Origin of the sequence: Acinetobacter sp. AOR14_HL (genome assembly GCF_027855175.1) — a bacterium.
Classification (GTDB): Bacteria; Pseudomonadota; Gammaproteobacteria; order Pseudomonadales; family Moraxellaceae; genus Acinetobacter; species Acinetobacter calcoaceticus.
Window position 1 is genome coordinate 35,396 of record NZ_JAKTII010000009.1, and the last position, 23,401, is coordinate 58,796.

Genomic DNA, 23,401 nt, shown 5'->3' on the forward strand with positions numbered 1-23,401 from the left:
TTCTTTTCCAAACATCGCACTCTAATTCATTGAACAGGCACTAAAAGCGCTAGAGTCTGGCGTTTTTTTTAGCTATGATCTAGCTTCAACTAAATGATTAAATGATGAATGGAGTGTGACGTGAAACCAGTTCGCCTGGCAATACTCGGTCTAGGAACCGTAGGTGGAGGAGCCCTTAAACTACTACAAGAAAATGCCGCTGAAATTAAACGTCGCACCGGTCGAGAAATTCAAATTACCCACGTTGGAACACGCCGCCCTCGTCCAGATCTCGAATTAGAAGGGATTAAACAAAGCGCAGATTTACTTGATATCGTTCGTCAACCAGATGTTGATATGGTTGTTGAAGTGATGGGTGGTATACACCCTGCTTACGAAGTCATAATGGAAGCGATCAAACACGGCAAACAAGTCGTTACTGCAAATAAAGCTCTACTCGCTGAACATGGCAACGAACTATTTAAAGCAGCTGAAGATAATGCTGTGCAAATCGCTTATGAAGCAGCCGTTGCTGGCGGTATTCCAATTATTAAAGTCATCCGTGAAGGTCTTGCTGCAAACCATATTCAATGGTTGGCAGGTATCATTAACGGCACAGGCAACTTTATTCTGACCGAAATGCGTGAGAAAGGTCGTGCATTTGATGATGTATTAAAAGAAGCTCAAGAACTTGGCTATGCAGAAGCAGATCCAACTTTTGACGTTGAAGGTATCGATGCTGCGCACAAACTTACAATTTTAGCGTCTTGTGCGTTTGGTATTCCGCTTCAGTTCGATAAGGTCTATACCGAAGGTATTAGCAAAATTACTGCACAAGATGTGAAATATGCCGAAGATCTCGGTTTCCGCATTAAACACCTAGGTATTGCCCGCCGTGCTGAAAAAGGTATTGAGTTACGTGTTCACCCAACACTCATTCCAGATGAGCAGCTTATTGCCAATGTAAATGGTGTTAAAAATGCTGTTTTAGTTCAAGCGCATGCTGTAGGCCCTACACTCTATTACGGCGCTGGTGCTGGTGCTGGTCCAACTGCTTCTGCTGTTGTTGCCGATGTAATTGATATTGTCCGTGATATTTCTTATACCGAAGATGGTGCTGGAACTATTCCTCAACTTGCTTTTGAAGCATTAACAAATGTGCCAATTTTAAGCCGTGAAGAAATGACCACAGGTTATTACATCCGCTTAAATGCAGAAGATCAAACTGGCGTACTTGCAGATGTCACTACCATCTTAAGCCGTGCTGGAATTAGTATTGATGCCATCATGCAACAATCCCGTTTAAAAGACCTTATTCCAATCGTGATTCTCACCGATCCAATCGTCGAATCTAAAATGGATGAGGCACTTGCACAAATTCAAGCCTTACCTGCAATTCGTGGCGAAATCGTAAGAATTCGTTTAGAATCGCTCGATAGTTAATCAGGTTGAGGGAAAGATTCCCTCTCCCGCTTCATCTCTAATTGGAACACCATCATGTCTAATGCCAATCGTTATACTGGTCTTGTAGATCGTTATCGTGACCGTTTGCCAGTTTCGGCAACTACTCGTGCTATCTCTTTGGGGGAAGGCAACACCCCACTCATTAAACTAGAGAATATTCCACGTATTATTGGCAAAGATGTTGAAATTTATGTGAAATATGAGGGTTTAAACCCAACTGGTTCATTTAAAGACCGTGGTATGACCATGGCTGTAACCAAAGCGGTTGAAGAAGGCTCTAAAGCGATTATCTGTGCATCTACTGGTAACACTTCTGCTGCTGCTGCTGCTTATGCTGCACGTGCAGGTATCAAAGCGTTTGTTTTGATTCCAGAAGGCAAAATTGCGATGGGTAAAATGGCGCAAGCGATGATGTATGGTGCGATCACTATGCAAATCCGTGGTAACTTCGATGATGGTATGCGTCTTGTAAAAGAAGTTGCTGATCAAGCGCCTGTAACGATTGTAAACTCAATCAACCCTTACCGTTTGCAAGGCCAAAAAACCATTGCTTATGAGATCGTTGAAGCTTTAGGCCGTGCACCTGATTATCACTGCTTACCTGTAGGTAACGCAGGTAACATCACAGCTCACTGGATGGGCTATACTGAAGCAGTAGCAAATCAGCCTGCTGATCAGTTTGAACAAGTTATTTATGACGCAGCAACAGATCAGTTTACTGGTCCAAAACCTGAAGGTTTACCAACAATGGTAGGTTATCAGGCTTCTGGCGCAGCTCCATTCTTACGTGGTGCTCCAGTTGAAAACCCAGAAACAGTTGCAACTGCAATTCGTATTGGTAACCCACAAAGCTGGAACCATGCTAAAGCGGTAGTACGTGACTCTAAAGGCTGGTTTGATGAACTTCAAGACAGCGAGATTTTAGAAGCTCAGCGCTTACTTTCTATGTATGAAGGCGTATTTGTTGAGCCAGCATCTGCTGCTTCTATCGGTGGTGCAATTCGTGACATTAAAGCAGGTAAAATTGCTGCAGGTTCTGTAATTGTATGTACAGTGACTGGTAATGGCTTAAAAGACCCAGATACTGCAATCAAACAATGTGCTGATGCAGTAATGTTGTCAATTGATGCAACAATGAGCCAAGTAAAAGATTCGATTTTATCTAACATGTAAAATCTGAGTTTTCATAAAAACGGCTGTTCAACACAGCCGTTTTTTTATGTCTTTTTTAATAGCTATAAAAAAACGCTTCTAGATAGAAGCGTTTTTAGAATAATTAAATTAAATACGTTTTGGTAAATTACTTAACCAACTCAATAGGTTAGTTGCATCATTATTACGTGCTTGCGAACTTGGCTCACCAAGCAATACAATCACTGCTGGACGTGAGTTTACAGTCGTATGCATGACAACACAGCGACCTGCTTCATTGATATAACCCGTTTTAGACAAGTTAATATTCCAACCACCATTACGCACTAGAGCATTGGTATTATTAGATTTCAATACGCGATAACCCAAGTTGAAATCATAAGTTGGTGTGGTTGAAAATTGACGAATCAAACCGTATTGAGATGCTGTACTCGCCAAGATCCCTAAGTCACGCGCAGAAGATACATTGCGCGGATCTAAGCCTGTAGATTCATAATAATGAGTTGCGTTCATACCTAAAGCACGTGCTTTAGAGTTCATTGCAGCAACGAATGCAGGACGACCACCCGGATAAGTACGCGCTAAAGCCGCTGCTGCCGGATTTTCAGACTTCATTAAAGCAAACAACAACACTTCTGCACGGTTCATCTTGTCGCCAACACGGAGTGTTGAACTTGAATTTTTACCACCTGCGCCAGCAAAATCAATTTGCTCTAACATAATTTCTTCTGACATGTTTAAACGAGCATCTGCCGTTACCACTGCTGTCATTAACTTGGTAATAGATGCAATTGGCACAGAAGCGTTCGTATTTTTACTAAACAGTACTTCACCAGTTTGCGCATCCATCACTAACGCAGCTCGAGCACTTACACTCGGCTGAGCATTGTACCCACTCGTATCACGAATTGGAGCAAGCTTAGGAGCAGACGCTATAACTTTCGGTGCATTCCCACCACGCAATGTTGTAGTTACAGATGTTGAACCTTGCGGAGTGGGTTCATCATCTTCCTCATTCAAAAATTGGCTAGCGTCAGCTGAAGACCAATTTAAGCTTGCAGTACCACTACTCCCTGAGGACGGGTTATTGACGAGTTCTGCAAAGCTTGTTGAACTCAAACTAAGCAAAATAGACATGCTTAGCACATGTATTAAAGACTTTTTAGAATTTTTCACGGCACAATACTCGACTCAGGGTGATACACATTTGCGCTTACTATAATTATGCCTTACATTTGAGGTATAAGGTATAACGCTTTTACCGACACAATTGTGCACAACTATTCGCTCACTATATAAGAATAGGATTGCTAATTTTGTCATTCCATTGCAAGCTAATTTTGCTTTATGTAACAAAAAACTTGTTTTTTGAAAGAAAGGAGGTCTTCTTGATTACAGTTTTAGTTGTGGATGACCATGAACTTGTACGTACAGGCATTTGCCGTATGTTAGAAGATCATGCCGATGTAGAGGTCATTGGACAAGCCGAATCGGGTGAAGAAGCAATTGCTATTGTTCGTCAGAAACATCCTCAAGTTGTGCTACTTGATGTCAACATGCCAGGCATCGGGGGCGTAGAAACAACGCGTCGTTTACTACAAACCGCACCAGATACAAAAGTTATTGCTGTAAGTGGCTTATCAGAAGAACCTTACCCTTCTCTTTTGCTTAAAGCAGGAGCTAAAGGCTACATCACGAAAGGTGCTCCAATTACAGAAATGGTTCGAGCAATCAACAAAGTCATGCAAGGTGGTAAATACTTCAGTGCCGATATTGCTGAGCAGTTGGCGAGTTCCTATCTATCAGACACACAACAATCACCTTTTGACGCTCTATCCGAACGAGAAATGCAAGTTGCAATGATGGTTGTAAATTGTATTAGCGCTCAAGAAATTGCGGACAAACTTTTTGTAAGTGTCAAAACAGTGAATACTTACCGCTACCGTATTTTTGAAAAACTCGCCATCGATAGTGACGTTAAACTAACTCATCTTGCGATCCGTTATGGTCTGATCAAGCCGTAATCAAGCTTATATGCAATTTCCCTTAAACTCATCGTTGTCCAATACGATTTTTCGTTTGGGCACGTGGTATGGTTTATATCGTCTTATTATTGCGGTTAGCCTCAATATTATTTTGGTTTTAACCGATGCTCAAATCGACAATAGTCTACAACAACCCGCATTATATTTTTACACACTGCTTGGCTATTCCATATTAAGCCTTCTTCAGCTTTTGTGTTTTAAGTTTATTGCAACTCAGGCAACAAAGCAGCTTATTTTGTTTTTTGTGGTTGATGTTATCTGTCTGAGTTTACTTACATTTTCTGTAGGTGAACCAAATCTACAACTCAGCTTGCTGTATGTTATTGCTATATTCACCTCGGCAATTTTACTCAGCGCAAGAATGTCTTTACTCATTACATTACTTGCGGTCATTGCTGTTATTTACCAACGTTTTGTCGGTAGTTTATTTGACTACAATAATCTAAATACTATTGGTAATAGTGCTTTATTAGCCTTCTTATTTTTTGTGGTGCATGGGATCGGACAAATTGCGGTTCAGCGCTTTAAATTACTTGAGGCGCTAACTTTCCACCAATCAATAGAACTCTATCAACTACAAAATATTAACCGCTATATTTTGGAACAAATTGAAGAAGGCTATCTTGTTCTAGATGAAAACTACGACATTGTTCTAAGTAATCCGGCTGCCTGCTCTCTGTTAGGCATTCCCCCACAATTTGCCAGTGAAAAATATCCTTTAGCAAAATGGCACCCCGATTTATTTGAAATTCTTAAGTTTGATAACCTACAAGAAGGTGATCGATTTATTTTTGAGTCTCGACTGTCGGCTTACTCTATTAACATTAAAGTGCAGCATCTTGTGGTGCCGCAACAAGCATTGACGCTACTCATTTTACAAGATGCACAACACATTAATCAGCAAGCTCAACAACTCAAACTGGCTGCCTTAGGGCAACTTTCAGCCAGTATTGCACATGAAATCCGTAATCCCCTGGCAGCAATTGTTCAGGCAAATGACTTACTTAAAGATAGTGATTTAGAGCAGCAAAATACTTTACGCCGTATGATTGGTAAGCAAACAAAACGCATCGATAGTATTGTTCAAGACACCTTAGGACTTGCCAGCAGCGAAAGAACTCATCCAATCCAGATTGAATTAAACGACTTCATAAAGACGTTATTAGACGAAGATCTATCGGATGTTAAACATTCTATACAGCTTAAAATCTCTGATTCATCCTTAAAATTATTATTTGACGAGAAACAACTAAGACAAGTGCTGATTAACCTTGTCAGGAATGCTTTACGACATAATGCACCCGATTCACCCCATGTTCTGATCAACATTCATTCACAAACAAATAAAATTTATATTGATGTGATCGATTACGGTGAAGGTGTTTCAAAACGTGATATATCTCAATTATTTAAACCATTTTTTAGTACCGAAATTAATGGAACTGGTTTAGGATTATATTTGTCTCATAGTTTTTGTGAGGCAAACCATGCAAAGCTCACATATGTAGAGCAAAAACAAGGGGCATGCTTCCGAATGGCATGCCCAATAATATATTGATTTTTTATTAGGTTTTTGGGGAAATGGCAGAACAGCAACCACTAGTTTTGCTTGTAGACGATGAAGAAGATTTGTGCCTTTTAATGCAAATGACTCTTGCGCGAATGGGGATTAAAACACATCTTGCTTATCGGGTTGAACAGGCCAAACAACTCTTTACTCAGTTTCATTACGATGCATGCTTAACCGATTTAAACCTACCCGACGGTAGCGGTTTAGAATTAGTTAAACATGTTTCTCAAACTTATTCTCACACACCAATTGCAGTTTTAACTGCGTACGGCAATATGGATATTGCAATTGCAGCGTTAAAGGCGGGAGCTTTTGACTTTGTAAGTAAACCTATTAACCAAATTCATTTAGATCAGTTATTAAAAAAAGCGCTAAATCAGCCAAAACCAGAGCATGAGTTCGGTGAAATAACGTTGGAAAATGACCTATTGATTGGACGTTCTCCACCGATACAAAACTTGCGTATTGCTATAAAAAAAATAGCTCGTTCCCAAGCTCCTGTGTTTGTTACGGGGGAATCTGGTACAGGTAAAGAAGTTGTTGCTAATCTTATTCACCGTTTGAGTAACCGCAGCGAAGGTCCATTTATTGCGATTAACTGTGGAGCAATTCCAACTGAGCTCATGGAAAGTGAACTTTTTGGACATAAAAAAGGCAGTTTTACTGGAGCTACCCAAGACAAACAAGGCCTGATTTTGTCTGCTCATGGCGGCAGCTTATTTTTAGATGAAATTGCTGAATTGCCTTTAAGTATGCAAGTCAAATTACTTCGGGCAGTACAAGAGAAAAAAATTCGCCCAGTAGGTTCAGATCAGGAAATCGATGTTGATTTTCGGGTGATTAGCGCCAGCCACCAAGATTTAGAGTTATTAGTCCGACAAGGCAAATTCCGTCAGGACTTATTTTTCCGTATTCATGTTATGGATATCATGTTGCCGCCACTACGTGAGCGCGGTGGAGATATTTTGTTATTAGCCAATCATTTTATTCAAAAGGTTTGTATGGAATGGGAAATTCCAAGCAAACAATTAACCACTACTGCTGAAACTTATTTATTGCAGCAAGATTTTCCAGGTAATGTTCGTGAATTAAGAAATATGATTGAACGAGCTATTACCTTAAGTGATGATGAATGTATTGATTTAACACACTTAGCACCTCCTCTCAGAGGCAGTAGCGTTAACTCGCAAATCACAACTAAACAAGTGAATGACACATCAACTGCGATTGCTCAGACTCGACCAAAATTACCAATGGAAGGCTTAGAACGCTACTTAGAAAATATTGAAAAAGATATTCTACTGAACGCGTTGGACATGACACATTGGAACAGGACCTTAGCAGCTAAGAAGTTAGGAATGACCTTCCGCTCTTTACGCTATCGATTGAAAAAGTTTGGCTTAGATACTGAATTGGGAGAGGAAGTATAAAAGACTATTTTTTCTTTAGAAATAAGTCTGCAACACGATCTAAATATACCTCTTCTTTCATTTCTGGGGGCAAAGGATAGGTCTGATTAGGCTGAATACCTTGCCCTTCAATCATATTGCCATTTGGCGTGTAATAGTGTGAAACTGTCATTTGTAGTGCCGCACCACTTGGCAAAGGAAACAGTTTCTGCACTACGCCTTTCCCATAACTTTTTTCACCGATTACCCAAGCACGCTGGTGTTCTTTCATGGCCGCAGTAAAAACTTCGGCTGCCGATGCAGAACGATGATTAATTAATATACCTAATTTTATATTCTGAAATTCATTGCCAGGCAGAGCCTGAAATTGCTGATTACCTTCCGAACGGCTTTTAGTTGAGACGATAATCCCACTATTTAGAAATAAATCTGCCGACTCGACTGCTGCCGATAACAACCCACCTGGATTGTTTCGTAAATCGATTAAAACCGCTTTTAAACGTGGTGAACTATTTTCTTCAATTAACCGTTTAATTTCATTTGCCGTGTCTTGCTGGAATACTCTAATTTTTAGCACCAAAACCTGATTATGCAGCATTACAGGTTCTATATCGGTTTCTATTTTTTTATTACGAACTAAGTTGAGGTTTCCATTTAAATCTTCTGCTTGTACTTGAAGCGTACTTCCGATAGAGCCATAAAGCAGCCCAAGCACCTGATCTTGGTTTAAATTTTTTAAGTCTTGATTATCAATCTTGAGAATCGCTTGACCATTTCTCAAACCTAATTTGTATGAGTCTGAGCCAGTTTTAAGATCACGAATCATCCATTTATGGACATGCACTTCAGGGCTTAAAGCAAAATCAACCGAGGCGAGGTCACCTTCGGTATATTGAATGAGTTGACGATATTCTTCTGCCGACAAATAACGCGAATAACGATCTAGTCCACTCACCAGCCCTTTAATGGCTTGTTGAAATAAGGCATCGTCGGACTTCACGTCAACGTAATTATCTCGAACGATTCCATAGATTTGAACAAACTGTTGAATCGACTCGATCGGTACCTCTGCATAACTATGTTCCGGTTCTTCCGAATCCGAATGCAGAGGTGACAATTTCTCTTTTACAACTGGCGCCGCAAAAGCAAATTGGCTGCAACACAGCAACATACTTACAATAAGTTTTTTATATTTAATGTGTTGCAGCATCCAATCACCTTTGGCTTATGCAGATAATGTAATCAGATTACGCCCTTGCATTTCAGCAGGAACAGGAATCTGCATTAAATTGAGAATCGTAGGTGCTACATCGGCAAGCACACCACCTTCTGCAATTGTTGCTTGTGTTGGGCCAACATAGATAAACGGTACAAGTTCCGTTGTATGTTGAGTGTGAACTTGACCGCTTTCGTAGTCTTGCATTTGTTCCACGTTACCATGGTCAGCAGTAATCAACATATGGCCTTTCTTTGCCATTACCGCTTCATAGACACGTCCTAGGCAGAGGTCGACTGCTTCAACTGCTTTAACAGCAGCATCAAAAATACCTGTATGACCTACCATATCACCATTGGCATAGTTCACAACCAATAAATCGTATTCACCAGAATTAATGGCTTTAACCAATTCATCAGTTACTTCATAAGCACTCATTTCAGGCTTAAGGTCATACGTTGCAACGTTTGGAGATGGAATCAAAATACGCTTTTCGCCTGGATATTCATCTTCACGCCCGCCACTAAAGAAGAACGTGACATGAGCATATTTTTCAGTTTCGGCAATACGTAACTGAGTTTTTCCAAGAGAAGATAAATATTCACCCAATGAATTTTTTAATGCTTCTGGCATGTATGCAACTGGCGCATCAATGCTAGCTTGATAACGGGTTAGCATGACAAATTTAGAAAGGTTTGGTACAACTTTACGCTCAAAACCTGCAAAGTCTTTTTCTACAAATGCACGAGTAATTTCACGAGCTCGGTCAGCACGGAAATTCATAAATACAACGCTATCGCCGTCTTGTACTTTAGCAACATCACCAATACGAGTCGCTTTTACAAACTCATCGTTTTCATTGGCTGCATAAGCTAACTCTAACCCTTCCGCTGCTGTTTGCGCAGTACGAAGTGCCTCGCCTTCGGTCAACAAGCGATAAGCTTGCTCAACACGATCCCAACGGTTATCGCGGTCCATTGCAAAGTAGCGGCCAATCATAGTCGCGATACGGCCTTGACCTGGATATTGAGCAAATAATGCATCTAATTTTTCTAAAGATGGCTGAGCACTACGTGGAGGTGTGTCACGGCCATCAAGAAAAGCGTGTAAATAAACTTTTGCACCACGTTTTAATGCAAGCTCACACATCGCCACAATATGGTCTTCATGTGAATGGACGCCACCGTCTGAGAGCAATCCCATAATATGGACAGCACCATTAGCAGCTTTGGCCTTTTCAACCGCGTCGATCAACACTTCATGTTTAAAAAAGTCGCCAGTACGAATATCTTTAGTAATACGGGTAAAGTCTTGATACAAAACACGACCAGCACCAAGATTCATATGGCCAACTTCAGAGTTACCCATTTGTCCATCAGGTAAACCAACATCTTCACCAGAACCAGAAATTAGACTATTTGGATGCTTTGCTGTCATTGCCGCCAAATTCGGTGTTTTTGCTGCAAGAAAAGCATTATCTTCAATCGCTTCACGGTGACCAACACCATCCATAATGACCAGAACGTGAGGGATCTTGCCAGCAGTTGCATCCGTCATAATCTATTTCTCTTTTGTCTACAATTTCGTCACAATATCTTACCGAATTTTCGGTCAAGACTCTATTTTTTCCTATGGCTTTCACCAATATCTACGATTGATGAAAACCATAAATATCAATTATTACTAGCGAGCGCGGTAAAGCAAATAACTTCCGGCACCAAACATTAATAATATAGGTACAAGTACAAACCAAGCTGGAGATGGGGAGTAAACCAAGCTGGCATAGCCCAAGAAATCCTGCAAATAATAGAAACTCAAGCCAATAAACAATGCGATTACCAAACGGAAACCCATCGATTGTTGACGTAATGGTCCAAAAATAAATGAACACGCCACTAGAACCAAAGCGATCAACGAAAATGGCGAGGCAACTTTTTGCCAGAAAGCCAATTGGTAAGTCTTTGGTACCTGACTGTATTCATCCATATAGCGCATGAAACTAATGAGCTGGCTTGGAGATAAATCTTCAGGATCTAAAGTCACCATGTGCACATATTTAGGCTGTAATGCTAAAGAAAGCGATTGTTCGTCATGGTCAGTTTTGATGGCATTGCCTGTCGCCAAAATATCCATTTGTTCTGCTTTCTTCAACGCCCATTGACCATCTTTTACGAACTGTCCTTGCTGAGCATTAATCAATGATTGCAAGTAATAGTTCTGGTCAAAGTCGACCACTTGAATATCTTTTAAATTGCCCTGAGAGTTAGCATAGTCAATATAGATAAATCTCTGCCCTTCACGTGACCAATAACCTTTGACTTCGCCTAAAGCAGCTACAGAGCGGTGGCTTTTAACACTTTGTGCTTTTTCATTCGTATAAGGGATAACCCACTCACTTAAGGCAAACGACAAAATAATAAGCAGTAAAGCTGAGCGCATCACCCAACCAACAATACGCCATAAGCTAATACCGGCGGAGCGCATAACAATAAGTTCACTGCTGGTCGCTAGTGAACCTAAACCAATTACAGCACCAATCAAGGCAGAAATAGGCAAAATTTCATATAGATAACGAGGCGCTCCCCACAACACATAGATGAGAGCTTGCCATGCGTTATAGTCGGGTTTGAGCTCACCCAACTCGCCAAGGTACGTAAATAAGACCTGTAAAATCGACAAAACAACTGTGGTGCCAAACATTGCAAGCGCAGTGGTTTTCGTCACATATTTGGCGACTATTCGACGTGCTAACATTATAATTTCACTCGCTTGATCTGTTTCTTGATTTTTGGCCCTAACTTCTGCTTACGTGAGAATAAGGCGGCTGCAACGCCATAAACAACCAACACGGCAGGATAAGCCCAAATATCAAGTTCTTCTTTACTAATACGAGTCTTGATTGCAATCATTAATACGATCAGACTGGAAAAAATAAAAATCGCCGGAATAAGACGGTAATAACGACCTTGTCTTGGACTCACCTCAGACAATGCCACAGAAAGCATTAAAGCAATAATAATGGTGAATGGTCCAAACAAACGCCATCCCAACTCGCTTCTTATGACTGGATCATTTGTTTTTGAAAAGAGTTTAGTCGTTGATAAGGCTTCTACATCGCCACTCTCAAACTTAACATCTTTGTCATTTTCTAAACGTAGACGATAAGACTGGAACTCTGCTTGCGTATATTTTGGTTGTCCCGGGAATATTTCATAACGGCGGCCTTGCACCAGATCAACTACATTGGCTGTATCATTTGCAACCTCTACACGAGTCGCTTCTTTTGCCAAAATCATGACATCTGGCTTATCTTCTTTGGCAGCGCGTTGATAAAAGAAAATATCCTTTAAATTTTTTCGGTCTTCTGACAAAGAACCCGCATAAATCGTATAGGGTCCAGAAGAAATAAACTCTCTTGGCCGAACCAAATCGAAGCCTGTCCGAACCGCTTGGGTAGTTGTCAGCTTTTCAAACTCACGCAGTCCCCACGGCGTCATCCAGAGCATAAGCACAGACTGACAAACCATATAAACAAGCGTCATTGGAATGAGTAATCGTGCTAATTGATGGCGACTCACACCACTACCATTCAATACAGCCATTTCATGGTCAACATATAAGCGACCAAACACCAGCATTAAACCAATGAAAAAACCCAGTGGTAAAATGAGTGTTAGAAATTCAGGTAAACGATATCCAATGATGCTAAACAAGATGCTGGCATCTAAACGCCCCTGCGCCGCCACACCAAAGTATTTGATCAGACGACCACCCATCATGATTAAGGTCAATAAAGAAATGACCACCAATGAGGTAGAGACAACTTGCTTGACGAGATAACGCCGAATAATCAAAGTAATACTTCCAAAAGGCTAATCGGGACGACTGCTAGTTTACCCGAATGTTAAAAATATAAAACCGCACATTGCAACGCTATGCTTGAAAGTGTTTCAATGTTTTAATTCATCATAACTTTCTATAGGCAATCACGACAGCCATGAAATTTACAACTTATACAACTTTTCCCGAACAGACATCTAATGAATCTTTGTGGGTTTTAGTTGATTCAGAACAGCTACAAAGCAACGTCAACACATATCAAATCAATAACCTAGAAAGCGTTCTTAGCGCTACCCAATTTAAAGGCAACTTCAATGAAACTCTGCCTTTATTTGGTCAGATTTCAAATCAGCCTCACAGCCAATTACTTGGCTTAGGAAAAACAGCTGAACTTCAGACAGTCAAACTCGCTAAACTTGCCCAAACGATTATCAAATCGACACAAAATAAATTTAAGCATATCGCAATTGATATTGCTGCGTTACCTGTCGAGCACCATTATTTATTTGCTTTAAGCTTAACTCAAGCAGCTTATGGTTATGATGAGTTTAAATCGAAAAAAAATGAATTTGTGTTACAACAGGTTGATTTAATTAGTTCAACGACTAGCCTAGATGAAAAACAACTGGCTTTAGTACATGCAGTACAGTCTGGTCAGTCTTATGCACGTGATCTTGGCAACCGCCCAGGTAATATTTGTTTCCCAGAATATTTGGCAGAACAAGCTCTAGCTTTAGCGGCAGAATTCCCAGACTTACTTAAAGTCACTGTTTTAAATGAGCAACAAATGGCTGATTTAGGCATGTATGCTTTTCTTGCAGTCAGCAAAGGATCTGATCGTCCGGGCCGTATTGTAACTCTCGAATATCAAGCACAGATTGATCAAGCTCCGGTTGTTCTCGTTGGTAAAGGTGTAACTTTTGATACGGGTGGTATTTCTTTAAAACCAGGCCTGGGCATGGATGAAATGAAATTCGATATGTGTGGTGCAGCCTCTGTACTAGGTACCATTCGTGCATTATGCGAAGCAAAACTTCCTATTCATGTAGTTGGTGCAATTGCAGCAGCAGAAAATATGCCTTCTGGCAAAGCAACTCGTCCGGGTGACATTGTGACCACCATGAGCGGGCAAACTGTTGAAATTTTAAATACAGATGCTGAAGGCCGTTTAGTACTGTGTGACACATTGACCTATATCAAACGCTTCAATCCAGCAGTAGTGGTTGATATTGCGACTTTAACAGGTGCCTGTGTAGTCGCTTTAGGTAAAGTACTCAGTGGTTTGTTCTCACCAGATGATGCTTTAGCAGCTGAACTCCAACAAGCGGGCGAACAATCATTTGACCGTGTATGGCGTATGCCAGTCATTGACGATTATCAAGAGTTGCTTGATTCACCATTTGCAGATATTGCGAACATCGGTGGTCCATACGGCGGCGCGATTACAGCTGCATGTTTCCTTGAGCGCTTTACACGTGAATATCGTTGGGCTCATTTAGATGTAGCAGGAACAGCATGGTTATCTGGTCCAGCTAAAGGTGCAACTGGTCGTCCAGTACCATTACTCATGCAATTTCTAGCGAATCGTGTAAGTACGAATGGCTAAAGTTAGTTTTTATCTATTTGAAACCAGCGAAGAACGGCAAGTCGATAGTGCTTGCCGTTTATGTCGAAAAATATTACAGAAGCATCCTAAAATCTGGTGGTATTGTCCAGATGTGCAGCTACAACAGATGCTTGATGAAAGATTATGGGATTTCGACCCTGTCAGTTTCATTGCGCATGGAGTTGACCAGACTGATGCTGCTGTATGTATTTCGGCTAAACAACCACTTGAACAAGGCCTGTTAGTATTTAATTTTAACAATCATGCACTTGAACAAGTTGATCATTTTAGCCACATTATAGAAATTGTTGAAAATAATGAAACAGCCAAGCAAATTGGTCGAGAAAAATTTAAAATGTATCGCCGTTTGGGTATAGAACCGCGGACCTTTAAATTATAACGCGCTAAAATGTAAATACTGTTGATCAAGGAGAAACATGGTGGCATTAAATGTCGGGCAAGATTTTAAAAAAAGATGGTTAAATGCGCCTGAAGCTGTCCGTCATACCTATCAACAGGATTTGGCACGTATTTGCGATCTACTCGAACCCCAAACCCCTATTCAGCTTTGGGTTTTAAATGACGAAAAAGCTCAGTTAGAATCACAGCAAAAAATTGAACAAGCCTACGCAGACCTCAAAGCAGAGCTCATTGAGCAGGCACGTATTCGTCGTCAACTTGCTTTAGAAAAAGCACTTGCTGACAAACGTGCATCAGAAGCTGCTTATGCTGCGGAGTTGCAAGCAGACGAAATTCGCAAGTTTAATGAACAGACTGAAACATTACACATATTACGTAGTCATTTAGAACAAGAGGTTGCAGAGCAAACTGCGCGTTATCAGAAAAACCCTGAAACACCAGCAGTCAATTACTCTGCTGGCGTAAAACTTAGTATTACCGATGATCAAATCTTATCTGAGCTTGAAAGTTTACGTATTCGTTTAGAACTTGAAGCTGAGAGCTTAATTGAACAGTCTGTAACGGCTTTCCGAGCCAAGCTAAATTCGGCAGCTCAAGAAGAAATTGAATACATTTTAAAGAATTCTAAGTTTTCTGATGAAAAAATAGAAAAGTAAAGTTTTTAAGACCCTCTTTGTCATAAAAATGACATTTAATTGTCACAGAATGGTCATGCACAATATTCTTTTAGTTCAAATAATTATTAGAATATCGCATAGTTATTTATGAAAATTAATGAGGGTAAAAATGGACATTCCGCATCAGATTTCAATGCAACTTGAGCAGCTTAATCAGGGTGAACAATGGACATTTTCAGCACAAGAACTTTATATGAGTCATAACGACTTTAACTCTTTATCTATCTTACTCACACGAGAGTCAGAAAAAGGCGAATTTTCAATTACACGTACTCAGCATAACAAGCCATGGGTCGGCACAAACTCGGTTACGCTAACCAAGCAATAAATTTTCAAAATAAAAAACCGGAACAAGTGTCCGGTTTTTTATTTTAACGATTTAGCTTTTTATTTTAAAAAACCATTCTCAGCTAAAAAAGCCATACTAATATTTGACTCTGTTTTTTGTTCAGCAGCCTTATCACCTAGTAATAAACGCTCGATATAACGCGCCAAAACATCGACCTCAAGGTTTACCTTACTGCCTACTTGCCATGTTCCAATGTTAGTACGCTCTGCTGTATGCGGAATTAAGTTCAAGCTTAAAATATTTCCACGTAAGTGGTTAATCGTTAAACTAATACCATCTACGGTCACAGAACCTTTTTCTGCTAAATATTTAGCAAGTTCTGCGGGTGCCGTCACTTCATAATAGATTGAACGAGCATCTTCACGCACTACTGTAATTTCACCTACGCCATCAACGTGACCACTTACAATGTGTCCACCAAAGCGTGTTGTTGGTAACATTGCCTTTTCAACATTGACACGTTGCCCAACTTTCCAGTGACCCAAAGTCGTTCGGTTTAAACTCTCACGAGAAACATCAGCTGCATACCAATTATCGCCCCATTCAATCACGGTGAGACAAATTCCATTGGTCGCAATTGAGTCACCCAAATGTACATCTGACATATCCAGATCAGTCTGAATACGTAAACGCACATCACCACCTACGCTTTGCAGGCTTTCAACTTTTCCTAAACTTTCAATAATGCCTGTAAACATGGCTCAATCTCCAAATCTTTTTACACTGCTTAAATTGCAGCGCTTACCAAAGTGCGAGCTGTGTGCTATTACCTGAGGTATCTACACCACCTAGCTCGGCGAAGTGGTAAAGCTGGCCTAATAACTGACGTAATGGTGGTCCTGACTTGGCATGAGTATCAGTAATCACAATAAATTCAAGCACGCGTGCACGTTCAGACTGTCGTTGTTTACTCACTCGATAGCGTGGAACATCTTGTGTTAACAAGGTCACTTTGCCCCGCTCCAGATTGGCCATAAGCAAATCTTTCGGCTCGATATTACCATCAGTTGAATAACTGGTCAGAATATAGCGGGCATTGATGGTTGAAAGTAGTTTTTCATACGCATCTTTCGCATATTTAGAAGAGTTATATGGGCTTGGACGCTCTTTACGCCAAGCTCTATCAATTCCGCTCTTATAACCTTTGGTATCTGGTGAAGGTAAATCGACCTGATCCCATAAAGTTAATGCATTTAAAACATGGTAATTACTACTATATGCATGCTGGTTATACGGTGGATCGAGATAGGCAACATCCACTTCAAAACCACTCATTTGATTTGCTAGATGCTGTGAATCTACACACCACATTTCAGCAGCAGGACGTTTACGGTCACCAATCTCGCAAAAACGACTTGGTGTTAACCAAAGTAATGACTCAATTCGCTCTAATGCAGTTTGTGTACGTCCGCCCCACCCTTGGTGGAAGCTTTTAAATACGCCACTGGTGTTACTAACAAAACTTGCTGAATAGAGCAAAGGCGCGAGCAATGCACTCATCTCTACATCATTAATTGCACCTTGAGATTGCCATGTTGCAATCTGCTGGCGAATCGCATCAATACGCATACCATTACGGCGTTTAAAGAACAAACGGTCACGAGCTGGATCATAAATATCATCATTACGTGGGCAAAGATTATGCGTTACCCAACCTTTAACTTCAGGTAAGCGATTTAAATAATCGATTGCCTTCTGATACCCGCCTAGCTCTTTAAAAGCAGGTGCATCGATGCAAGCTAAAATCGCATGATTTAACGCATGGCTATAAGGTTCCCAGTCATTCGCAATCACTCGGTAACCATTTTGACGCGCCAAACGAGATACTACGCCACTGCCGGCAAAGAAATCGGCAAAAATCGGAGGATTCTTTTTCTTGCTATTCAGTGTCCCTGTAATTTCAAGGGCTTCTAAAATTAGATGGAGCAATCGGCGCTTATTACCCAAGTAAGGAACAAGCTGATGGAAAAGATATTCGTCTGTCGTACGGGCTGCATGACGACGTTTGTGATAAACCGAAGGCTCTGGATTCATACTTTCTCTTGCGTAGGGATTAACCTTAAGCGTATATCTTGATCAAGTTGTGTCACATCAAGAAGTGTAAAACGAAGTTGTTGTGCCATATATTCAAACTCTGCATTGAACATGGCTCTTGCACTTTTCCCCAATAATGTCGGGGCAATATAACTGATCAACTCATCTACCAAACCTTCTTGTAAAAAGGCAGTAGATAATGTTGCACCGGCTTCTACCAATACATCATAAATTTGATATTGCTTAGATAGGGTCTGTAACAGCACTTTTAAAGGCTGAATTTCTAATTGTATCACGCCTAAATCAGCAAGTTCTTGACGATATGGCCCCATCACCATCACAGTTTCAGGGTTTTCTAAAATTTTAGCAGCAAGCGGCAAACGACCTTGGCGGTCTAAAATAATCCGTTTTGGCTGTGCAATTGTCTCAATATCAACACTGCCCAGAGTTCGTACATTAAGCTGACAGTCATCTGCAATCACAGTATCGATCCCTGTAATCACTGCTCCTGAAATGGCACGCCAATGTTGTACATCCTGACGCGCAACTGCACCAGTAATCCATTTCGATTCACCCGATGCCATTGCAGTACGTCCATCTAAGCTTGAAGCTACTTTTAAGCGTACATAGGGCATGCCCGTAGACATCGCCTTTAAAAAACCTTGGTTTAATTTCTCTGCCAAATCTTCACAAATGCCAACTTCTACTTCAATTCCGGCATTTTTCAAAATCTGAACACCCTTACCCGCAACGAGTGGGTTTGGATCAGGACATGCCACAACCACCTTTTTAACCTGTGCCTTAACCAATGCTTCGGCACAAGGAGGAGTTCTCCCATAATGTGCACATGGCTCAAGCGTCACATACGCTGTTGCACCTTGAGCCTGCTCAGCTGCCTGACGTAAGGCAAAAACCTCTGCGTGTGGTTGACCTGCTTTAGGATGAAAGCCCTCACCGATTAACTGATCATCTTTGACAATGACACAACCAACATTTGGATTAGGCTTAGTCGAATATAGACCTCGTTTGGCAAGTTCAATAGCTTGTTGCATCCAATATTGATCTTTTTTCAACTCAGACATAAAAATCTCAAATAATTATTGTTCACGTTGCTGCATTTGCTCAATTTGTCGGCGAAAAGCTTCAACATCCTGAAAATCTTGATAAACAGAAGCAAATCGAACATAAGCGACATGGTCGAGTGCAAATAGAGATTGCATGACGACTTCACCAATTGTTCTAGACTTCACGTCACGCTCACCTAAACGGCGAATCTGCAATTGGATATCACTTAAAACAGTTTCTATCTGTTCTTGGGTGACCGGACGTTTTTGCAATGCATGCATTAACGAACGGCGTAGCTTGGCCTCATCGAAAGGTTCATTCTTTCCATTCGATTTGATCACACGGGGCATCACCACTTCATAGCTTTCAAAAGTGGTAAAACGTTCACCGCAACTTACACACTCACGACGTCGACGAATCTGACAGCCTTCGGCGGCTAAACGTGAATCGATGACTTTACTATCTGCGGCGTTGCAAAATGGACAATGCATAGCGGATTTATAGGGTCGATTACTTTGACCTAGTGTAGCAAAATTTCTACACTTACAGAACCAGCATTCTATGAGACAAAAAAACAGTCCTGAGCAAGATCAAAGCATCGCTTTGATCACAGCGCAAGACTGTTCTTTTAAGACAGCAGATATATTACGAATTATTCAATACGTTCGCCATGTTGGCTTAAATCCAGACCCATGCGTTCATCATCAGCGTTAACACGGATACCAATCACAAGATCAATCACTTTAAGAATTACAAAAGTCGCTACACCACTGTAAATCATGGTTGCCAATACGCCTTCAACTTGTACCCATAATTGACCAGCAAAGGTTGGAGCTAAGGTAACGTTGGCTGCTTTGATGATTTCATCACTGTAAAATACGCCAGTTAAAATCGCACCGACAATACCACCTACAGCATGTAAACCAAACGCATCCAAAGCATCATCAGCTTTAAGTAAGCGTTTAAGTGCAGTAATACCCCAGAAGCACACTACACCACCGATAAGGCCCATGACTAAAGCGCCGCCTACACCGACAAAACCTGCTGCTGGCGTAATCACAACCAAACCAGCTACCGCACCAGAAGCACCACCTAATACAGATGCTTTGCCACGGATCATACGTTCAACAACCAACCAAGAGAATGCAGCAGCAGCGGCAGCAACTTGAGTCACTAAAATTGCCATGCTTGCACGAGCGCCAGCACCTAAAGCACTACCACCGTTAAAGCCAAACCAACCTACCCAAAGTAAGCTTGCACCGACTACAGTTAGAGTCAAGTTATGCGGAGCCATAGATTCACGGCCCAAACCAATACGTTTTCCAAGCATGTAAGCCGCAACTAAACCTGCAACACCTGAGTTGATATGTACAACTGTACCACCAGCAAAATCTAATGCGCCTGCTTTAAATAACCAACCATCTGCCGCCCAAACCCAGTGGGTAATTGGTGCATAGACTACGAGTACCCAAACTGCAATAAACACCATGAAAGCTGAATACTTCATGCGGTCCGCAATAGAACCACTTAGAATTGCAACTGTAATAATGGCAAAGGTCATTTGGAAAATAACAAAGAGACTTTCAGGAATTGTCCCACTCAATGCGTCAAACGCGACTCCGTTTAGCATTGCTTTAGACAAATCACCAAAAAATGCACCTGTGCCAGAGAACGCGATTGAATATCCTGCAATCACCCACAGCAAACTGACTAAAATCGCAGCAGAAAGGCTGAACATCATAGTACTGAGTACATTTTTTTTACGGACCATACCGCCGTAGAATAATGCCAACCCAGGAATGGTCATCAACAGTACCAAAGCTGTTGAAACTAAAATCCAAGAGGTATCACCCGTATCAAGAGTAGGTGTCGGTGCTGGAGCTGCCGGAGTTTCAGCAACTGGTGCTTCTGCAGTGGTTGCAGTAGCTTGAGATGTTGATGTAGCCGCAACTTCCGATGTAGGCGTTGTTACAGCTTCTTCTGCCCAAACGGCAGTACCACCCAAAAGAGCGCCTGATAGACTCAGCGCCATAAGCATTTTTTTCATTCGTGTCCCCCAACCTCATTTGCGAGTTATTTTCTACTCAGCAAGCTTTGTGCCAATTAGACAGCATCTGGTCCAGTTTCACCCGTACGGATACGGATAACTTGTTCCAGGTTAGTCACAAAAATCTTACCATCGCCAATTTTTCCTGTGCTTGCTACACGTGTAATTGATTCAATTACCGCGTCGACCATTTCATCACTAATCGCAATTTCGATTTTTACTTTAGGTAAGAAATCAACCACATACTCCGCGCCACGGTAGAGTTCTGTATGTCCTTTTTGACGACCAAAACCTTTAACTTCAGTTACGGTAATCCCTTGTACACCAATGTCAGAGAGCGCTTCACGCACATCATCCAATTTAAACGGTTTTACAATTGCAGTTACAAGCTTCATGTTTGTTTCCTTCGGCTTCTTTTCACCAGTAAGGTTTTATGTTCAATTTTCATGCCAATATTTCAAAGGTTGAGGGAAATGAATCTATTGCATGAACTTTCTTTATAACCTATTTAGTGATCAAGATGTAGATGAGCTATTAAAAATAAAATGAATTTTCAGTATGTTTACATGCTGATTTAATGTTCTATTTGTACTAAAAGAATTGAAACCTATATCCCACCTTCAAGCAGTGGTAAACTGTAAACCATAAGGTAATACAACACTTTGGATATTTCATGCTAGAAACTTTATTACAGGCCATTCTGGAACAAATTGATGAGCCTAAAAAAGATTTGGAAAAAAATTTACGTGCATTATTAAATGAAGCAGTCGAAAAGTTAGATCTTGTTTCCAGACAAGAAATTGACCGCCAAAAGACCGCACTGCAATCAGCCAACCAACGTTTAGCAGAGCTACAAAAACAAGTGGAACTGTTAGAAGAAACTTTAAAGAATAAAAAATAAGCACCAATGTAGCGCACTTATACTTTACAACGATTAAAAATGAAGCACCATAATGGAACAACAAGATGTCTTTTTCTAAAATTTATACACGGGGACTTTTGGGTTTACATGCACCTCTCATTGAAGTAGAGGTACATGTGAGTCAAGGCTTACCTTCTCTTACCATTGTAGGCCTAGCCGAAGCGGCAGTAAGAGAAAGTAAAGACCGAGTTCGCTCAGCGATTATTAACAGTGGATTTCAATTTCCGACTAAACGACTGACCATTAATCTTGCACCAGCAGATTTGCCCAAAGATGGTTCACGTCTGGATTTACCAATTGCTTTAGGTATTTTAATTGCCTCTGGTCAGCTCCCAGAAAACTGTGCCGAAGATTTTGAATTTATTGGAGAGTTAGCACTTGATGGTCATGTAAGGCCAGTGTCAGGTACTTTAACTTTGGCAATGGCTTGTCAACAAGCCAAACATAAAATGCTTTTACCACTTGATAATAGTCAGGATATTAGTTACTTACCTGACTTTAAATGTTATCCAGTGAGCCACTTAAAAGAAGTCTGTGAACATTTTCTGGGCACAAAGTCTCTACCTTCGGTTGAGCCTACGGCCACTTCAAACCAAATGCCTTATAAATTTGACCTTGCAGATGTAAAAGGTCAGCTACGCCCACGCCGTGCACTCGAAATTGCTGCTGCTGGGGGGCACTCCTTACTTTTTAAAGGACCACCTGGCACAGGTAAAACTTTACTCGCCTCAAGGCTTCCTTCAATTTTACCGCCTCTGACTAATCAAGAAACGCTTGAAGTTGCTAGCATTTATTCTATTTCAAATACATCACATACTTTTGGTCAGCGACCATTTCGAGCGCCCCATCATACAGCATCAGCGATTGCACTCGTTGGGGGCGGTTCTCACCCTAAACCGGGCGAAATTACATTATCGCATTTAGGAGTACTTTTTTTAGATGAGCTCCCCGAGTTTGATAGAAAAGTACTCGAAGTCTTACGCCAGCCGCTTGAGTCAAAAGAAATCATTATTTCACGAGCAGCTCGGCAAATTACTTACCCCGCTAACTTCCAACTGATTGCGGCGATGAACCCATGTCCATGTGGTTATGCATTTAATCAAGATAGCCGTTGTCAGTGTTCACCTGAGAGTATTAAGCGCTACCAAAATCGTATATCGGGGCCATTACTTGACCGTATCGATTTACATATTGATGTACCACCGTTAAAGGCCCAAGAGCTACAAGATCCAACGCCTGTTGAAGATTCGAGTAGTGTTCGACAACGTGTGATTTATGCCTATGAACAACAGATTCAAAGACAAAATTGTTTAAACCAGGCGCTTTCGCCGAAACAGCTAGAACAACATGCTGTACTTGATAGTACTTCTCAACGAATGATTGAAATGGCTCAACAACGTTTAAATTTATCGGCCCGCGCTTATCATCGTGTTTTACGGGTTGCTCGTACTATTGCCGATTTAGCTCAAAGTGAAGTGATTCAAAGTTCTCACCTTACAGAAGCATTATCCTATCGAGGAAATAGTTAACAAATGAAAAAACAGCGGATCGTGAGTCCGCTGTTTTTTAATATTTATATGAGTTGTTAATTAAAGAATTTATTACT

General features: G+C 41.0%; 22 protein-coding genes. 11 read left to right on the forward strand and 11 right to left on the reverse strand.

What is annotated here, in order from left to right:
• The first annotated feature begins 120 nt into the window (after positions 1 to 120).
• Both MKL38_RS09890 and thrC read left to right on the forward strand, forming a co-directional pair.
• Positions 121 to 1,422, forward strand: a complete 1,302-nt coding sequence (locus tag MKL38_RS09890; protein WP_004640662.1) for a homoserine dehydrogenase — start codon at positions 121 to 123, stop codon at positions 1,420 to 1,422.
• Between the two features lie 54 nt (positions 1,423 to 1,476).
• Positions 1,477 to 2,616, forward strand: coding sequence for a threonine synthase (gene thrC, locus MKL38_RS09895; protein ID WP_270903166.1), 1,140 nt, complete (start codon positions 1,477 to 1,479; stop codon positions 2,614 to 2,616).
• Between the two features lie 108 nt (positions 2,617 to 2,724).
• Here the strand turns inward: thrC and pbpG are convergent, their stop codons facing one another.
• Entirely contained in the window at positions 2,725 to 3,771 is a 1,047-nt protein-coding gene (gene pbpG / locus MKL38_RS09900) for a D-alanyl-D-alanine endopeptidase PBP7/8 (RefSeq protein WP_270903167.1), read from the reverse strand.
• Between the two features lie 212 nt (positions 3,772 to 3,983).
• On the opposite strand from pbpG, the gene gacA reads away from it, so the two are divergent.
• From gacA to MKL38_RS09915, 3 genes are read left to right on the forward strand one after another with little or no spacing between them, the layout of a single operon-like run.
• Positions 3,984 to 4,619, forward strand: coding sequence for a response regulator transcription factor GacA (gacA, locus tag MKL38_RS09905; protein WP_003654436.1), 636 nt, complete (start codon positions 3,984 to 3,986; stop codon positions 4,617 to 4,619).
• A 10-nt stretch (positions 4,620 to 4,629) separates the two neighbouring features.
• Positions 4,630 to 6,198, forward strand: coding sequence for a sensor histidine kinase (locus MKL38_RS09910; protein ID WP_270903168.1), 1,569 nt, complete (start codon positions 4,630 to 4,632; stop codon positions 6,196 to 6,198).
• Between the two features lie 23 nt (positions 6,199 to 6,221).
• Positions 6,222 to 7,640 carry a sigma-54-dependent transcriptional regulator gene (locus tag MKL38_RS09915; RefSeq protein WP_270903169.1) on the forward strand — a complete coding sequence of 473 codons (1,419 nt, stop codon included), beginning with the start codon at positions 6,222 to 6,224 and terminating at the stop codon, positions 7,638 to 7,640.
• A gap of 4 nt (positions 7,641 to 7,644) precedes the next feature.
• On the opposite strand, the gene MKL38_RS09920 is transcribed toward MKL38_RS09915, so the two are convergent.
• From MKL38_RS09920 to lptF, 4 genes are all read right to left on the reverse strand, one after another.
• The gene (locus tag MKL38_RS09920; protein WP_270903170.1) at positions 7,645 to 8,829 is read right to left on the reverse strand and encodes a S41 family peptidase; all 1,185 of its coding nucleotides are present in this window, start codon (positions 8,827 to 8,829) and stop codon (positions 7,645 to 7,647) included.
• A 15-nt stretch (positions 8,830 to 8,844) separates the two neighbouring features.
• Positions 8,845 to 10,392 (reverse strand): 2,3-bisphosphoglycerate-independent phosphoglycerate mutase, encoded by a 1,548-nt coding sequence (gpmI, locus tag MKL38_RS09925; RefSeq protein WP_270903171.1) that lies wholly within the window; start codon positions 10,390 to 10,392, stop codon positions 8,845 to 8,847.
• A gap of 126 nt (positions 10,393 to 10,518) precedes the next feature.
• Positions 10,519 to 11,589 (reverse strand): LPS export ABC transporter permease LptG, encoded by a 1,071-nt coding sequence (gene lptG / locus MKL38_RS09930; RefSeq protein WP_270903172.1) that lies wholly within the window; start codon positions 11,587 to 11,589, stop codon positions 10,519 to 10,521.
• Complete coding sequence (gene lptF, locus MKL38_RS09935) at positions 11,589 to 12,689, reverse strand: LPS export ABC transporter permease LptF (protein ID WP_270903173.1); 1,101 nt, start codon at positions 12,687 to 12,689, stop codon at positions 11,589 to 11,591. The genes lptG and lptF overlap by 1 nt, the downstream gene beginning before the upstream one ends.
• 143 nt (positions 12,690 to 12,832) lie before the next feature.
• On the opposite strand from lptF, the gene MKL38_RS09940 reads away from it, so the two are divergent.
• The 4 genes from MKL38_RS09940 to MKL38_RS09955 all read left to right on the forward strand — a co-directional run bounded on the left by MKL38_RS09940 (position 12,833) and on the right by MKL38_RS09955 (position 15,706).
• Entirely contained in the window at positions 12,833 to 14,281 is a 1,449-nt protein-coding gene (locus MKL38_RS09940; protein WP_270903174.1) for a leucyl aminopeptidase, read from the forward strand.
• Positions 14,274 to 14,681 (forward strand): DNA polymerase III subunit chi, encoded by a 408-nt coding sequence (locus MKL38_RS09945; protein ID WP_270903175.1) that lies wholly within the window; start codon positions 14,274 to 14,276, stop codon positions 14,679 to 14,681. Before MKL38_RS09940 ends, MKL38_RS09945 begins: the two co-directional genes overlap by 8 nt.
• A 37-nt stretch (positions 14,682 to 14,718) precedes the next feature.
• Positions 14,719 to 15,357, forward strand: coding sequence for a cell division protein BlhA (gene blhA, locus MKL38_RS09950; RefSeq protein ID WP_017391145.1), 639 nt, complete (start codon positions 14,719 to 14,721; stop codon positions 15,355 to 15,357).
• A gap of 130 nt (positions 15,358 to 15,487) precedes the next feature.
• Entirely contained in the window at positions 15,488 to 15,706 is a 219-nt protein-coding gene (locus MKL38_RS09955; RefSeq protein ID WP_005301614.1) for a hypothetical protein, read from the forward strand.
• Positions 15,707 to 15,765: 59 nt separating this feature from the next.
• Here MKL38_RS09955 and MKL38_RS09960 read toward each other — a convergent pair whose 3' ends face one another.
• The 6 genes from MKL38_RS09960 to glnK all read right to left on the reverse strand — a co-directional run bounded on the left by MKL38_RS09960 (position 15,766) and on the right by glnK (position 21,268).
• The gene (locus MKL38_RS09960) at positions 15,766 to 16,425 is read right to left on the reverse strand and encodes a riboflavin synthase (protein ID WP_005037345.1); all 660 of its coding nucleotides are present in this window, start codon (positions 16,423 to 16,425) and stop codon (positions 15,766 to 15,768) included.
• A 43-nt stretch (positions 16,426 to 16,468) separates the two neighbouring features.
• The gene (locus MKL38_RS09965; RefSeq protein ID WP_003654420.1) at positions 16,469 to 17,761 is read right to left on the reverse strand and encodes a DNA adenine methylase; all 1,293 of its coding nucleotides are present in this window, start codon (positions 17,759 to 17,761) and stop codon (positions 16,469 to 16,471) included.
• Positions 17,758 to 18,843, reverse strand: coding sequence for a bifunctional diaminohydroxyphosphoribosylaminopyrimidine deaminase/5-amino-6-(5-phosphoribosylamino)uracil reductase RibD (ribD, locus tag MKL38_RS09970; protein ID WP_017387767.1), 1,086 nt, complete (start codon positions 18,841 to 18,843; stop codon positions 17,758 to 17,760). The genes MKL38_RS09965 and ribD overlap by 4 nt, the downstream gene beginning before the upstream one ends.
• Positions 18,844 to 18,858: 15 nt before the next feature.
• Positions 18,859 to 19,317: a transcriptional regulator NrdR gene (gene nrdR / locus MKL38_RS09975; protein ID WP_003654416.1), complete on the reverse strand. Its 459-nt coding sequence runs from the start codon at positions 19,315 to 19,317 to the stop codon at positions 18,859 to 18,861.
• 161 nt (positions 19,318 to 19,478) lie between these two features.
• Positions 19,479 to 20,873, reverse strand: coding sequence for an ammonium transporter (locus MKL38_RS09980; protein WP_231762089.1), 1,395 nt, complete (start codon positions 20,871 to 20,873; stop codon positions 19,479 to 19,481).
• 56 nt (positions 20,874 to 20,929) lie between these two features.
• Positions 20,930 to 21,268, reverse strand: a complete 339-nt coding sequence (glnK, locus tag MKL38_RS09985) for a P-II family nitrogen regulator (protein WP_000780326.1) — start codon at positions 21,266 to 21,268, stop codon at positions 20,930 to 20,932.
• A 278-nt stretch (positions 21,269 to 21,546) separates the two neighbouring features.
• On the opposite strand from glnK, the gene MKL38_RS09990 reads away from it, so the two are divergent.
• Together MKL38_RS09990 and MKL38_RS09995 are read left to right on the forward strand one after the other, a co-directional pair.
• On the forward strand, positions 21,547 to 21,774 hold the full coding sequence (locus tag MKL38_RS09990; RefSeq protein ID WP_003654412.1) for an accessory factor UbiK family protein: 228 nt from the start codon (positions 21,547 to 21,549) through the stop codon (positions 21,772 to 21,774).
• Between the two features lie 65 nt (positions 21,775 to 21,839).
• A complete protein-coding gene (locus MKL38_RS09995; protein WP_270903176.1) occupies positions 21,840 to 23,324 on the forward strand; it encodes a YifB family Mg chelatase-like AAA ATPase in 1,485 nt (494 codons plus the stop codon).
• Positions 23,325 to 23,401: the final 77 nt, after the last annotated feature.